At 39.5% G+C, this 14,984-nt stretch carries 14 protein-coding genes and 4 tRNA genes; 8 read left to right on the top strand and 10 right to left on the bottom strand.

Going from position 1 to position 14,984, the window contains the following annotated elements:
- Positions 1-4: 4 nt before the first annotated feature.
- The 7 genes from rsxB to CXF89_RS09885 form a co-directional block, all read right to left on the bottom strand.
- The gene (gene rsxB, locus CXF89_RS09915) at positions 5-559 is read right to left on the bottom strand and encodes an electron transport complex subunit RsxB (RefSeq protein WP_002960333.1); all 555 of its coding nucleotides are present in this window, start codon (positions 557-559) and stop codon (positions 5-7) included.
- 1 nt (position 560) lies between these two features.
- Positions 561-1,142, bottom strand: coding sequence for an electron transport complex subunit RsxA (gene rsxA / locus CXF89_RS09910; protein ID WP_121954498.1), 582 nt, complete (start codon positions 1,140-1,142; stop codon positions 561-563).
- Between the two features lie 212 nt (positions 1,143-1,354).
- Complete coding sequence (locus CXF89_RS09905; protein ID WP_121954497.1) at positions 1,355-3,298, bottom strand: EAL domain-containing protein; 1,944 nt, start codon at positions 3,296-3,298, stop codon at positions 1,355-1,357.
- 148 nt (positions 3,299-3,446) lie between these two features.
- Positions 3,447-3,523 (bottom strand) — tRNA-Asn (locus CXF89_RS09900).
- A gap of 29 nt (positions 3,524-3,552) precedes the next feature.
- Positions 3,553-3,629, bottom strand: a tRNA-Asn gene (locus CXF89_RS09895).
- A gap of 21 nt (positions 3,630-3,650) precedes the next feature.
- Positions 3,651-3,727: transfer RNA gene (locus tag CXF89_RS09890), tRNA-Asn, on the bottom strand.
- Positions 3,728-3,748: 21 nt separating this feature from the next.
- Positions 3,749-3,825, bottom strand: a tRNA-Asn gene (locus CXF89_RS09885).
- Between the two features lie 1,052 nt (positions 3,826-4,877).
- Here CXF89_RS09885 and CXF89_RS09880 point away from each other — a divergent pair.
- From CXF89_RS09880 to CXF89_RS09860, 5 genes are all read left to right on the top strand, one after another.
- Positions 4,878-6,257, top strand: coding sequence for an MATE family efflux transporter (locus CXF89_RS09880; RefSeq protein WP_024591018.1), 1,380 nt, complete (start codon positions 4,878-4,880; stop codon positions 6,255-6,257).
- Positions 6,254-8,248 carry an excinuclease ABC subunit UvrB gene (gene uvrB, locus CXF89_RS09875; RefSeq protein ID WP_007583893.1) on the top strand — a complete coding sequence of 665 codons (1,995 nt, stop codon included), beginning with the start codon at positions 6,254-6,256 and terminating at the stop codon, positions 8,246-8,248. Before CXF89_RS09880 ends, uvrB begins: the two co-directional genes overlap by 4 nt.
- A gap of 2 nt (positions 8,249-8,250) precedes the next feature.
- Positions 8,251-9,189, top strand: a complete 939-nt coding sequence (locus CXF89_RS09870) for a class I SAM-dependent methyltransferase (protein ID WP_121954496.1) — start codon at positions 8,251-8,253, stop codon at positions 9,187-9,189.
- Positions 9,190-9,870: a tRNA (adenine(22)-N(1))-methyltransferase gene (locus CXF89_RS09865; RefSeq protein ID WP_010553670.1), complete on the top strand. Its 681-nt coding sequence runs from the start codon at positions 9,190-9,192 to the stop codon at positions 9,868-9,870.
- Between the two features lie 101 nt (positions 9,871-9,971).
- A complete protein-coding gene (locus CXF89_RS09860; RefSeq protein WP_101162896.1) occupies positions 9,972-10,994 on the top strand; it encodes a hypothetical protein in 1,023 nt (340 codons plus the stop codon).
- Between the two features lie 4 nt (positions 10,995-10,998).
- Here the strand turns inward: CXF89_RS09860 and CXF89_RS09855 are convergent, their stop codons facing one another.
- A complete protein-coding gene (locus CXF89_RS09855) occupies positions 10,999-11,241 on the bottom strand; it encodes a hypothetical protein (protein ID WP_007583900.1) in 243 nt (80 codons plus the stop codon).
- Between the two features lie 470 nt (positions 11,242-11,711).
- Between CXF89_RS09855 and CXF89_RS09850 the strand changes: the two genes are divergently transcribed.
- On the top strand, positions 11,712-12,161 hold the full coding sequence (locus CXF89_RS09850) for a methyltransferase family protein (RefSeq protein WP_007583901.1): 450 nt from the start codon (positions 11,712-11,714) through the stop codon (positions 12,159-12,161).
- A gap of 88 nt (positions 12,162-12,249) precedes the next feature.
- Here CXF89_RS09850 and queC read toward each other — a convergent pair whose 3' ends face one another.
- Positions 12,250-12,906 carry a 7-cyano-7-deazaguanine synthase QueC gene (gene queC, locus CXF89_RS09845; protein WP_007583902.1) on the bottom strand — a complete coding sequence of 219 codons (657 nt, stop codon included), beginning with the start codon at positions 12,904-12,906 and terminating at the stop codon, positions 12,250-12,252.
- 145 nt (positions 12,907-13,051) lie between these two features.
- Between queC and queE the strand changes: the two genes are divergently transcribed.
- Positions 13,052-13,717, top strand: a complete 666-nt coding sequence (gene queE / locus CXF89_RS09840) for a 7-carboxy-7-deazaguanine synthase QueE (RefSeq protein WP_002960417.1) — start codon at positions 13,052-13,054, stop codon at positions 13,715-13,717.
- 284 nt (positions 13,718-14,001) lie between these two features.
- On the top strand, positions 14,002-14,745 hold the full coding sequence (locus CXF89_RS09835; protein ID WP_121954495.1) for a class I SAM-dependent DNA methyltransferase: 744 nt from the start codon (positions 14,002-14,004) through the stop codon (positions 14,743-14,745).
- Between the two features lie 54 nt (positions 14,746-14,799).
- On the opposite strand, the gene CXF89_RS21285 is transcribed toward CXF89_RS09835, so the two are convergent.
- Positions 14,800-14,984 (bottom strand): IS3 family transposase (locus CXF89_RS21285; RefSeq protein WP_374703124.1); only part of this gene is annotated, 185 nt, incomplete at its 5' end.

Below are 14,984 nucleotides of genomic sequence, written 5' to 3'. Positions count from 1 at the left end.
ACCTCTAATCTATTTGTGTAACAGGAATAGCATCTAGCTGCCATTTCCAGTTTTGTTTAGTTTCGGCTACAGGTAGCATATCAATGCAATCTACAGGGCAAGGCTCAACACATAAATCACAGCCAGTACATTCATCAATTAACACGGTGTGCATTTGACGAGTCGCGCCTAAAATAGCGTCAACAGGGCAGGCCTGAATACATTTGGTACAGCCAATACATTCATCTTCGCGAATATAAGCCACTGTTTTTATAGGTTCTGCTTGCTCGCCGCCTGCAAGTGGTTTTTCATCAACCCCCATTAAGCCGGCAAGCTTTTTCATAGTTGATTCGCCGCCCGGAGGGCATTTATTTATTTCATCGCCATTGGCTATAGCTTCGGCGTAAGGGCGACAGCCCGGGTAGCCACATTGTCCGCATTGAGTTTGCGGCAAAATAGTATCAATTTGCTCAACAATAGGGTTGCCTTCAACACGAAAGCGAATTGCTGCAAATCCTAAAATAAGTCCAAAAACGAGTGCTAGCGAGCCAATCGCTATCAAGGCATAAAACAAGGTCATATTAAAACTTCACTAATCCAGTAAAACCCATAAACGCCATCGACATTAAGCCTGCGGTGATCATTGCAATGGAGGCGCCTTTAAAAGGCGTAGGAACGTCAGCTGCTGCTAAGCGTTCTCGTAGTGCTGCAAACAATACAAGCACTAAAGAAAAACCAACCGCAGCACCAAAACCATACACTGCAGATTGTAAAAATGAATGATCTTCTTTGATATTTAATAGAGCTACACCTAATACCGCACAGTTAGTGGTGATCAGCGGTAAAAATATGCCTAGTAAACGATATAGAGTAGGGCTTGTTTTACGTACAACCATTTCGGTAAATTGCACTACAACGGCAATTACCAAAATAAAGCTCATGGTACGTAAAAATTCGATATCCAGAGGGATTAAAATATATTGGTTAACTAAATAGCTAGTTACAGAGGCAAGGGTAAGCACAAACGTGGTTGCCAAAGACATACCAATCGCTGTATCAAGCTTACCTGATACGCCCATAAACGGACATAAGCCTAAAAATTGTACTAATACAAAGTTATTAACCAGAACGGTTCCAATCAATAACAAGACATATTCTGCCATGTGTGCCTCACGCTATTAAAGTCCTGCGTATTATCCTTTTTTCTGCCCCGATAAACAACATTTGCGAGTCGTTATCAGTTAAATAAACGCAAGGACAAACATATTGATCACAAGGCTGTAAAATTAATGTGATTTTGATGTAAGGAATTACTCAAATAGCAGAAACAAAAAAAGAGCAACGAATGCTCTTTTTTTTATTAATTAAAAACTAATTAAATATCTTTAGGTTTTTCTATGTAATAACCTTGAACGCCATCTAAACACAACGTTTCTATAATGTGCTTTTCTTCTTGGCTCTCAACGCCCTCAGCAAATACACTAACACCAATGCGGTGGGCTAAATCGACCATTAAGCGCATAAAGTACTGATTGTTTTTATCGTCTTCGAGGCCGCGAGTATAACTTGCGTCCATTTTAATAAAGTCAGGTTTTAAATCTCGGAAAAACTTAAATGAAGTTAAGCCAACACCAAAACGTTCAACTGTAACGCGTGCGCCAACACGGTGAACCATGTCGATAAAGCGCTTACTAGCCTTGATGTTTTGCTGTAAACCAAACTCACTTACTTCAAATACAAGTTTAGATGCAATATGCGTATCTTTCAATAATCGGCGCTCTAGCCAAATTACAAACTGATCGTTGTGTGCACTAGAGGCTGTTACGTTTAAACCAAAAAACTTTTCAGATAAATTACGGCTTTTAACCTTTTCAAGAGAAGAGTCTATTATCAGGCGATCAATTTCTATTGCCATATCAAGCTTTTCTGCCATCGCTAAAAAAGAAGCGGTAGGCAGTACTTGATTGTCTTCTGTTTTAAATCGAACTTGTACTTCAGCGTAGGCTTTTATGCTTTTACCAAGCGGCATAATGTTTTGCATCACTAAATGCACACGCTTAGATTCAATAACTTCTTTAATAACCTTACGCCAGTTTTGATTACCAAAACCCGCACTTACGTTATTAACTAAATCGGTTTCGCGTTGTACGTGCCATGCGTTTACTTGTTTTGATTGCGCCATGCTCATTGCGTTATCAACAACAGAAAGCAATTCGCCTAACGGCTTACCTTTTTCGTAACCTACAATACCTGTATTAGCTACCGAGCTTAACTCTTGGTTTTGTTGGTACTGCGTGAAGCGCGATTGCAGGTTTTCACCAAAGCGCTCAGCTTCTTTTAAAGGAATGTGGGGTAGTACGACAGCAAAGTCAGAGCTGTTTAATCTAAATGTTTGGCTGCCAGTGTAAGTGCCGCTTATGTGCTTAATAATATCGGCAACGCCTTTTACGTACTCATCACCTTTTTGATAACCACGGCTTTGGTTTATAGCTTGTAGTTCGCTACAACGAACCATAGCTAAAGAGCCAAATGTACTTTGCTCAGTGTTTTCAATATTTTTTTCGTAGTACTCAACAAACATATTACGATTACCAAGCGAGGTAATTACATCTTTGTACGCTTCATGCTTAATAGTCATAGCAGCGCTTTGTATGTCTTCGTTTTTGTTTTTTAAGAAATGTGATAATCGATTAAAGCTAGGTACTAAATCTTTTCCCATTTTTTTCAATCGAGTGCCATCTAGTGCTGTTTCTAAATCATTATCAACTTGGTTTTGATTGATATAAATATCGATAATGTCAGCAACTGTTGTACTTATGTTTTTATTTAAATGGTAAAAAATAGATTTCATTAGAATTATTGGAATAATAACTAAAATGGCAGAAATCAAAATAACAATAAAAAGGGAGGTTTGTAGCTGCGACGCTAAATGCTCAATGTTAAGTACAAATTCAACTTTTATATCTGAGGCATCATTTACAGCAAACTGAGGACGCACTGAGTTAAAGTTAGAGAGTACAAAATCAGCAAACATTGGTAATTGAGTAGGGGGGTTAATGCTAAATATTTCAGCCCCTTGGTAATCTCTTAGAGTGAAGCTTGAAAACGTTTTACCATCTGCAATTGATTGTTTTAAATTTTGAGCAGAAATATCGTCTAAAGAAAGGTCATTAATATACTTAGTAACAGTAGTTTGCGCACTTTTTTGTGCATCACTTACCGCAGTATCAAAGCTTATAGATATGAAGTAGCTTCCTGCTGCAACACACAATAACCAAGAGATAATTTGTATAAAAATAAGTTTTTTAAATCCAGCCATGTTTTCAGTCTTTTAATAATTCAAAAGGGAAGGAATCAAGTCCTTGATTAATAAACTAAGTACAGCGCATTAAGGAATAAACTAATGCTTTAGTTATATAAGGAAGAGTAGTGGAATTAGCTTGAGATGTCTATGAAATTCTTAGAATTGGCTCCCCCTCCCCGACTCGAACGGGGGACCTGCGGATTAACAGTCCGTCGCTCTAACCAACTGAGCTAAGGGGGAACTAAAGTAGTGATATTATTATGATGATTTGGCTCCCCCTCCCCGACTCGAACGGGGGACCTGCGGATTAACAGTCCGTCGCTCTAACCAACTGAGCTAAGGGGGAACTACATCATAAACATAAACTTGGCTCCCCCTCCCCGACTCGAACGGGGGACCTGCGGATTAACAGTCCGTCGCTCTAACCAACTGAGCTAAGGGGGAATCGTTTATGGTTGAAAAACTTGGCTCCCCCTCCCCGACTCGAACGGGGGACCTGCGGATTAACAGTCCGTCGCTCTAACCAACTGAGCTAAGGGGGAAGCGTCTTGCCTTTCAACGGGGCGAAATATTAATGACCGCGCCGCAAAGTGTCAACATATAAAAGTCATAAATTGAAAAAAGAGGTTTATTCGTTGTTTTTGTGTTCGATCTGCGTGTTTTATAGCTCTATTAAAGTTACTTTTTTAAAAATTTAAGAATAACAATGTGACTTTTATTATTGCTGAGCCTTCAAATTGGTTAAATTAAACACGGTATTAAAGTGGCTTGTTATTAAAAAACAACTCAAAAACATAAAAACTCATTTTTTACTTAGCGATATTTTTCGTATTTAATTCGTTTTTTGTTTTAATTTTCTAAAAATATACCTATGCATATATCCACAGAAATATTTTTTGATCTAAATTGTGATCTAATCACTATGTATAAAATGAGTATTTGTTTTATCCGTTCAAAAATAGAGCAATCAATAACTTAACTTTGTATTAAACGTTTTTTTATACCTAACGTACAATTATGTTAAGAAGAAAAATTGGTGGGCTACAGTTTTTAGCGTGAGTTTATAAAAATGCCACAATTAACAAATGGTCAATTGGTTGGATATCACCGAAAATGGAGGCTCTCTCAAAGCCTTTATAAATGCGGGTTTGAATGAGTTATCCACGGTTTCTGTGGATAACTCTGTTTATGAAACTTTAAGAACATCATCGGCACCAATGGTTTAGGGTGCTACAACGATTTCAAGCTTTTAAATCACTATTTTTAATTCAATATAAAACAATGGGTTATGATTTAATGCTGAATGTATGCAACTCGATGAGGGAATTTTTTCGTAACGATAAACCAAGCAGCACCTTTGTGTAAAAAAGCATCATATATCACTGGGTGTTTGTAATAAAAGTTATAAAAATGTGTTTTAATTGGTTTTTGGTGTGTTTAGGCTCTATTTTAACAAAAAGATGCAAAAACTAAGTTTTACTATTTTTTCGAATCTTTACTTCTTTAATTACTTCAATTGTAGTGATAAATCCGTGGCTTGAACTGCCTTGATGCTTTAAAATGATTCGTTCAGTAAAAGAGGCCTATTTATTTCATGCGCGCAATTTCAAAATCCCAGACTCGCCCAGATTTACTAAACGATCCCATCTTGCCCACATTAAAGACGATGACCATCCCGATGATATTCGGCATGATCACGCTAATGATGTTCAATATTGTCGATACATTTTTTATAAGCTTACTAGGCACTGAGCCGCTTGCAGCGGTGAGCTTTACATTTCCGGTTACCTTTACCGTTATTAGCTTAGCAATAGGGCTGGGGATCGGTACATCGGCGGTAATAGCAAAAGCGCTCGGTAGTAATAAAATAGATGAAGCACGTTTTGATGCCAGTATTTCTTTAATGGTTGGTGTGGTTCTGGTTATTGTGTTGTCATCCGTTGGGTATTTACTGATTGACCCCATATTTACTTTGCTAGGAGCGGGCGCGCAAGTATTGCCGTTAATACACGAATACATGAATATATGGTTTATTGGTAGTGTATTTTTAATAACTCCAATGATTGGTAACTCGGTACTGCGCGCCAGTGGCGATACAAAAACGCCAAGTATAGTAATGGGTGGAGCAGGGCTGATAAACGCCGTACTCGACCCTATACTGATATTTGGTTTTGGGCCAGTACCAGCGTTAGGTATTCAAGGCGCGGCCATAGCAAGCGTTATTGCATGGTCGGTTGCTGTGGTTATTATTTTATATATATTAGCGGTTAAAAAACGCTTGTTGAGCCTAAAAGCAGGCAAGCAAACAGTGACTGGCGCTATTCGTAAAATATTAAAAATTGGTTTGCCTGCTGCCGGCGCAAACATGCTTACACCCGTTGCAATGGCCGTAATGACCGCTATGGTTGCGCATCACGGGCCAGAGGCCGTAGCTGCATTTGGAGTGGGAAGCCGAATAGAATCTATTGCAAGTATATTAGTGCTTGCACTATCGATGACATTACCGCCATTTGTTAGCCAAAACTTTGGCGCTGGCAAATTATGCCGCGTTAAAGAAGCGTATACCGGCACACTAAAATTTGTAATGGTATGGCAATTTGCCATTTACGTATTACTCATTGCATTTTCAGGTGTTATAAGCCAATTATTTGGTAAAGAACAAGCTGTAATAGATGTAATTAAACTCTTTATTTATACCATCCCGCTAAGTTATGGCTTACAAGGGGTGATCATATTATCAAATTCATCGTTTAATGCTTTACACAAACCAATGTACGCATTGGTATTAAGTGTCATTCGGTTATTCATATTTTATGTACCATTTGCTTATGTAGGCAACGAAATAGCCGGATTATTAGGGCTATTTATTGGCGCTGCTTTAGGTAACTTATTTACAGCAATAGTGGCATACAAATGGTTTATGAAAAAACTAGAAGCGCTGAGCGGCGAATCGTTACAGGAGTGCAATAATTGAGCGACCATTTTCAGTTAAAATCACATTTTAAACCAGCAGGCGATCAGCCCACAGCGATTAAGCAGCTATGTGAAGGATTAGAAGCAGGCCTTGCACACCAAACTTTATTAGGTGCCACCGGTACAGGTAAAACCTTTACCATGGCTAATATTATTAACGATTTAAACCGTCCAACAATAATAATGGCGCACAATAAAACGCTTGCCGCGCAGCTATACGGCGAAATGAAAGAGTTTTTCCCTAAAAATGCGGTTGAGTATTTTGTATCGTATTACGATTACTACCAGCCAGAAGCCTATGTTGTATCTAGCGACACATTTATTGAAAAAGATGCCTCTATAAACGAGCACATAGAACAAATGCGTTTAAGTGCGACCAAAGCACTGCTTGAACGTCGCGACACCATTATTGTGGCGTCGGTATCGGCTATTTATGGTTTGGGCGACCCTAAATCATACATGAAAATGATGCTACTTTTAAAAGTGGGCGAAAAAGTAGACCAACGCGACATGCTACGTCGCCTAGCTGAAATACAATACACCCGCAACGATATAGATTTTAGCCGTGGTACATATCGTGTTCGTGGTGAAGTGGTTGATATATTTCCAGCAGAATCTAGCACCTTCGCAATTCGCGTAGAAATGTTTGATGACGAAATAGAGCGCTTAAGTATTTTTGACCCGCTTACTGGCGCCGTCGAAAAGCATATAATACGTACCACTATCTATCCAAAAACACACTATGTTACCCCGCGTGAAAAAATACTCGGTGCTATCGATAAAATACAAGAAGAACTAAAAGATCGAAGAGCCCAGTTACTCAGTGCAAATAAATTAGTAGAAGAGCAACGCGTAACACAGCGTACGCAATACGATATAGAAATGATGCGAGAGCTAGGTTATTGCTCTGGTATAGAAAACTACAGCCGCTATTTATCGGGCCGTACGCCGGGCGATCCGCCACCCACATTACTTGATTACCTCCCAGACGACGCATTGATGATTATTGATGAATCGCACGTAACCGTATCGCAAATTGGCGCAATGTATAAAGGCGACAGAAGCCGTAAAGAAAACTTAGTTGAGTATGGCTTCAGAATGCCCTCAGCAATGGATAATAGGCCGCTGCGATTTGAAGAATTTGAAGCTATTTCACCACAAACAATTTATGTATCGGCAACGCCAGGCGACTTTGAGTTAGACCGTTGTGTGGGCGCAATCGCAGAGCAAGTAATTCGTCCAACAGGCTTGCTCGATCCACTTATTGAAGTGCGCCCAGTAGGCGATCAGGTTGATGACTTACTTTCAGAAATTTATAAAAGTGTAGAGAAGGGCGAACGCGTACTTGTAACCACTTTGACCAAACGTATGTCTGAGGATTTAACCGATTACTTAAGTGAGCACGACGTAAAAGTGCGTTACTTACATTCAGACATAGACACGGTTGAACGGGTTGAAATTATTCGTGATTTACGTGCAGGTGTGTTTGATGTGTTAGTGGGCATTAACTTACTTCGAGAAGGTCTGGATATGCCAGAGGTGGCGCTAGTAGCCATACTTGATGCCGATAAAGAAGGCTTTTTACGCTCAGCGCGTTCAATTATTCAAACCATTGGTCGTGCAGCACGTCACTTAGATGGTCGCGCTATTTTATACGGTGATAAAATTACAAAATCGATGGCTAAGGCCATGGACGAAACAGCGCGCAGACGCGAAATTCAGCATGCTTATAATATTGAACACGGTATTGAACCGCATTCACTAGCCAAAAAGATTCTTGATGCGATGGATGTAGGCGAAGAAGCCGGCCCTAAAGATAACCTTAGACTTGTTCGTAAAGACTCTAAAAAGGTACTTAGTGCGAAAGAAATTACAGTGCAAATTAAGCAGCTTGAAACCAAAATGCATGCATACGCAAGCGACCTAGAATTTGAAAAAGCGGGCTCTGTTCGCGATGAAATACATGAACTACAACAACAGTTGATTAATTAAAAATGACAGCAAACTTTACTCCTCTTATTACTGCGCTTGAAGATGCGCCAATTTTAAAAAATGAACTGTGCCGTGTTTTTCATGGCCGTGGCCATAGTGTTGAGGCGTTAAGTCATATTAATTTAGACTTTTATCCGCCTAGTTTGTTTTTGGTTTCGTACGACGAAATTGACGAGCAAACACTAAGCGAGCTTACCGATGTTGTGTGGCAGTGGGCACAAAAAAACCAGCCAGAGCTTATTAGCTCACTTGTGTATCAGCAGCGCGCTGGCGTGCAAAGCCAAAACACCGTGGTTAATGGGCAATTACCTAACCCGCATGTTGTAACCGAAAACGGCATTCGTTTTTTGGTTGATTTACAGAGCCGTCAAAATACCGGAATATTTCCCGATATGCGCAGCGGCCGTGAATTTGTAATGGCTAATAGTAAGCATGGCAAAGTGCTTAATTTATTTTCGTACACGTGTGGGTTTTCGCTTGCAGCTATGCAAGGCGGAGCAGATCATGTAATGAACATGGATATGAGCAAAGGTGTACTTAAAGTCGGCAAGCAAAACCATCAACTAAATGGTTTTGAGCGCGGCGTAAGTTTTTTACCTCACGATATTTTAAAGTCGTTTGGAAAACTAAAAAAAGCAGCCCCGTTTGATTTAATAATAGTTGATCCGCCAAGCTTTCAAAAAGGCAGCTTTATATTAACTAAAGACTATCAAAAAGTGCTGCGCAGGTTGCCAGAGCTACTTTGTGATACCACACAATTGTTATTGTGCGCTAATAGCCCAGAGCTTAGCGAAGAGGCGTTTAAGGCGTTAATAAACGAGCACACCCAAGGCGCAATTGAATTTGTTGAGCGCCTAGCCCCTACCGAGCGTTTTATTGAAGTAGACAGCGACAGAAGCTTAAAAGCACTTATCTACAAAACGTCACAATCTGCTGATTAAATGAAGCTCAGCAAACGCCTAACTGCCATTGATACATTAATTTCGCAGCATCACGATATTATTTGGGATTGCTGCTGCGACCATGGTTATTTAGGCATGGCGCTATTAAAACGCGCAGCTGCAAACCAGGTTATTTTTGTAGATATAGTCGCCACTTTAATGAACGACCTAGAAGCGCAATTATCATCTATTAATAAATTACAAAAAACCTGTAATAAAAATCCGCAGTGGCAGGTCTTATGTCAGGATGTAGGCAAAATTGAAATTGCTCAAAGTAAAAGCCAAGTAGTTGTAATCGCAGGTGTTGGCGGTGAGCTGTTGTTAAGTTTAATACAACAAATTATTGCTAATAATGCAGTGGAGCATTTGAATAATGTTCGTTTTATTTTGTGCCCAGTGCATCACACTTATAAGTTGCGAGTCGGTTTAAAGCAATTAGGTTTAGGGCTTGTAAGTGAGCAAATAGTTTACGACAACAAGCGTTTTTATGAAGTGATTGAAGTGAGCTTTAGTAGCAATAATGAGATTAGTCACACCGGTAATAAAATGTGGGATTTTAGTAGTGCAGAGCACGCTATGTACCAGCGGCAACTCATAAATCATTATAATAAAATGCTCAATAAAGATAAGCCATACTATCAAAAAGTTATAACAGACTATCAAGAACTCACCGATAGTTAAAAAAGCCCGAAAGTAGGGCGTACATGTGATCTAATTACGACATTGACGACGTAATGTGTTCATAGTTTATATCGCACAACGCGAGTTTATTTGGTTTATTTATGTCAGATAACAAGAGTCACATTAATCATTTGCTTAGTAATGAGCAAAAATGGCAACACAGCTACGAGCAACCTATTTCTTATGCACCCCTTGTGCAATTGGCTAATAGTAGCTGGGTAGTGCCACAACATTTTTTACGTTACAAGCACACGCTTGAAAGCGTAAACGAAGTGCTTGATAGTATAGAATTCTCGGCTCATTTTAGAGTGCTTGCTGCACAAAAAGGTGAAGAAATTTACCTGCAGGTAGCAGTACTGAGCCCAGATAACTATCAAAAAAGTGCATCTGCAAATGAAGGTAAAGCCAAAAAGCTATTATTTGGCAGACGCTGGATAGTAGAGGAAAACTTACCTACTTCAGAACTTATCCAAACTGCATTTTTAGCGTTAAAAGTAGCGCGTGAACATGAAGTAAGAGAGCTTTTTCAGTTAATGCAAAGCGGTGCAACAAGTACGCCATTTAATAACCATCACGACTTACCGGTAATGGCGCAAAACCCTGAACTTGTTAAAAGTGAAAGTGCTGAAAACCGTGTTGATGAAGTGCTTAAACGTATTGTATTTGCAGGAAAAAGTATTGAACTTAAGAGCCAGCAGCAAATAGCCGAGCAACATTTATATACTGTTGAGCTGTTGTGTGAAGATTGCCAACTTAGCGAGTTTAATAAAAAAACAATCGCGTTTTTAACAGCAGATCCATCCGCTAATAGCTTTTTACACGCCTTAATTACAGCATTAGTAGCCACAAGCGATGATTACGTAAACGAGCAATTTAAGTACAAAGGTTTTGCCCGCTTTAGTAAGCACGTTGTGGTTGAACAAATAGGTAACTTAAGTATCGCTATGCGCTCGCCAAGTACTGTAGGGCTTTGCTCTATGGGTAAGCAACATGCTAACCAGTTAAATTTTGAGATAGACAGCGGGCGAGCACCACAGGGCTGCGGGCAAGCTATTGGTGGGTTTTTAGCTGCTCACGGTATTGAGCAGCCAGAAAATGCACATTTATATCCAAATTACTTATAACAATTTAAAGTTTATTAATTTCATCTTTAACGCTAAAGCTTGAATCGGTAACAATAGCTTCAAGTGTTTGTACACGCTCTTTTAATGCAAGCACTTGTGCGTTTGTTTCAGCTAATTGTTTATGGGCATCGCTGTTGTTGTTTTGCATTTTATGCTTAAACTCAAGATGCTTTTTATACATATCGTAAACCACTCCTGAGCCAACCGAAATTAGCACAATTAGTACAATCATCGTAGTTCCAGACATAATTTCATTCCTTATCATTTTATTATTCGTTTATGGTTAAAGTATAACCTTTAAGCGCTTTTGATAAAGCTGACAATTGTAACTTAATTTGTATACTTTACTTAAGCTCAGCTTTGAGTGTGTTCATCATTTATACACTTTAGATATTGTTTAATGGCTAGGGCGTGTTAATCTTTGTGGATTGAAATTTGTTCAATCTAGGGGCGATTAAATCGCGGCGCGAGGTTTGTAACCTAGTGGGCTAAGTAAAAACCGAGCAACAAAGAGTTAATCGTCCCTAGAAAGAACCCAAAGGGCAGCGCATGTTTGGTCTTTATGCTGCGTTATCGCCTATTTATGGGGGATAGCCACACTACATAGGCTCTGCCTTGCCTAAAAACCAAACATACTGCTGCAAATTCAATCACCAAAGAACAACACGCCCTAATCTCCATATAATAAACATACTTTAGCCAATACAGTGAGTTGCCATGTTAAATAATAAAATACCTCCCGTTATTGTTGTGCTGTTTTTTGCAGGCATAATGGCGCTTATTGCGCATTACAGTGTTATTGATTTCACCGCATTTATTACCTACTTAGCAGCAAGTTTGGTCATTATAGGGTGTGTTTTTTGTATTGCAGGGGTGGTGAGTTTTAAAATAGCAAACACCACTGTAAACCCTAATAAACCTGAGCAAGCGTCAAAACTTATTACTAGCGGTATTTATCGGATTTCGCGTAACCCAATGTACGTAGGTTTTGCATTTATTTTAGCAGGGTGGGGTATTTGGTTAAGTTCCTTGTGGGCACTTTTATGTATTATAGGGTTTATTGCGTATTTAACGTTTTTTCAAATAATACCCGAGGAGCGTGCGCTCACTAAATTATTTGGCGAAGAGTTTACCGCCTATAAAGCGCGCGTAAAACGCTGGTTGTAATCTCTACGTTAAAATTAAACAAACAAAAAAGGCTATCGATGATAGCCTTTTTTTGTTTACAGCAATTGTATTACTAATTAATTAGCGCTTATTCGTATTCTAACGGGTCTGTAATGTTATTTAGTGCAAATGCTTCAAGGCGTTCTTGGCACGCGCCACATTTACCACAGGCCTTTTCACGGCCGTTATAACAAGTCCACGTTTGGCTGTAATCTAATCCCATTTCAATACCGTCGGTTAAAATACCAATTTTAGTATTGTTTAAGTATGGGCTAAAAATTTCTACAGCGTCGTAATTAGCAATACGACACACATCATCCATTTTTTGCACAAATTCAGGACGGCAGTCAGGGTAAATAGCATGATCCCCAGAGTGAGCGCCGTAATAAACTTGGCCAGCTTTAAGTGATACCGCGTAACCAACAGCAAGCGAGAGCAAAATCATATTACGATTAGGTACAATCGTACTTTTCATGCTTTCTTCTTCGTAATGGCCTTCAGGCACATCAATGTCATCAGTAAGTGATGAGCCACCAATAAGTTGGTTAATCGCCGAAATATCAACAATTTTGTGTGGAACGTTTAATTTTTCACACACACTTGCCGCCACTTTAAGCTCTTTTACATGACGCTGACCATAGTCAAATGATAGGGCATATACATCATGGCCTTGTTGCAGGGCTTTATTTAATACGGTAAATGAGTCCATACCGCCGGAATAAATAACAACTACTTTTTGCGTCATATCTGTTTTGCTCTTAGTTTTAATAGAGGTTTATATCAGGGCGCGATATACTACACGGCCGCAGCTTAAATAACAATTTTTGCACAGCGCTTTTTGGTTTTTTAATAGTAGCAATTTGGCTGCTAGGTAGTAAGTGAGATCTCTTTTGTACAAAATTAATGAAGTGTTTGAAACCATTCAAGGTGAAGCTAGCTTTACTGGCACACCCTCAATATTTTTACGTCTGCAAGGCTGCCCAGTAGGCTGCTCTTGGTGCGACACTAAGCAAACGTGGGATGTTGATAATGTATATAAAGTATCGCTGGATGAAACCGTAGAAAAAAAAGCCGACTCAGATCATTGGGCTAACGCCAGTGCAGAGCAAATTTTAGCGTTGTTTCAATCACGTGGTTATACCGCAAAGCACGTAGTAATTACCGGCGGCGAGCCATGCATGTTTGATTTAAATCCTGTATGTAACTTATTACACGAACACGGCTTTAGCACACAAATAGAAACCAGCGGCACGTTTGAAATACTCGCCCCAGAGCAAACATGGGTAACGGTATCGCCAAAAATTAATATGCGCGGTGGTTATGAAGTACTTACCAGCACCATGAAGCGTGCAAACGAGATAAAACACCCCGTTGCTATGCAAAAGCACGTAGAAGAGCTAGAAGAATTATTTGCTAAAACAGGCGTTAATCCAAAGCTTGTTTACTTGCAGCCAATTAGCCAAAAAGTATCAGCAACTAAATTAGCAATCGACACCTGTATTGCCAAAAACTGGCGCCTATCAATACAAGTACATAAGTATTTAGGAATTAGTTAAAGCCAGCTTAAAGTTATAGTACGTATGTTGGGTAGAGCGTAGCGAAACCCAACGAATCTCCAATTTCACACAGTTTTTAACAATGCTCTATAATATTTAAATTGCGTAGGTCGTGTACTTAGCTCGGATAACCGAAGCGCCATCCGACAACCCTGTACTTTATAGCCTGAACTTTATAACCTAAGATTACATCTACCCTAAAGCTCATATCTTCTTCGTTAATTGTGCTAATTAGTTTACTATGCGCGACTTAAAAATATTCTACTACTTACCACTAGGCTTATATGTCCGCAAATGCACTCTACACCGACCTTTCTGATTACTACGACTTAATGTGCGCAGATATAGATTATAAAGCCCAAAGCAATTCTATTCACAGGCTGCACCAAATTTTTGGTAATGGCGCAAATACCCATCTCGATTTAGCATGTGGCACCGGCCCGCATGTACGCCACTTTATTGACTACGGCTATAAAAGTAGTGGGCTTGATTTAAACCAGCCAATGCTCGATAAAGCACAAATTCGTTGCCCAGAAGCGCAATTTTCATTGCAAAATATGAGTGAATTTAAGGTAACTGAGCACGTGGATTTAATTACCTGCTTTTTGTATTCAATCCATTACTGCGACGGCATTAATAAGTTAAAAGAATGCCTTGCCAGCGTACACAGCGCATTAAACGTGGGTGGAATATTTTGTTTTAACACGGTTGATAAAAACAAAATCGACAGCGATTCATTTGTAGAGCACACCGCAACAAGCGAAAACAGCTTCTTCACATTTCGCTCTGGTTGGCATTACAGTGGCACTGGCAGCAAACAACTATTAAAACTCAGCATAGAAAAAACCACCGCAGATAAAACACTTGTATGGCACGACGAGCACCCAATGGTTGCTTTTAGTTATACCGAGCTTAAAGAAGCCTTAAAACCGTACTTCGAAATTCACATATTTGAACATGACTACGACAAAATAACCCCATGGGCAGAGCGCTCAGGTAACGCCATTTTTGTCTGCGTAAAAATTTAAGATAAACTCGTAGGTTGGGTAGAGCGCAGCGAAACCCAACGAGCTCTGTAGTGGTCAATAAAATTTGGCCACAGTTTTAGAATCCTTGTATCTAATCTCAGATTCATTTGGCGCTAAACCGGCATTATAATGATGCGGTCTAACGTTGTTGTAATATCCGTTGATATAATCACTCACGCTATATTTAGCATCTATAAAATTTCCATATCCAACCTTTGGCATCCATTCCGTTTTAAAGC

Origin of the sequence: Pseudoalteromonas sp. MelDa3 (genome assembly GCF_002863625.1) — a bacterium.
GTDB lineage: Bacteria > Pseudomonadota > Gammaproteobacteria > Enterobacterales > Alteromonadaceae > Pseudoalteromonas > Pseudoalteromonas arctica.
This window is presented reverse-complemented; position numbering and strand designations above follow the sequence as displayed.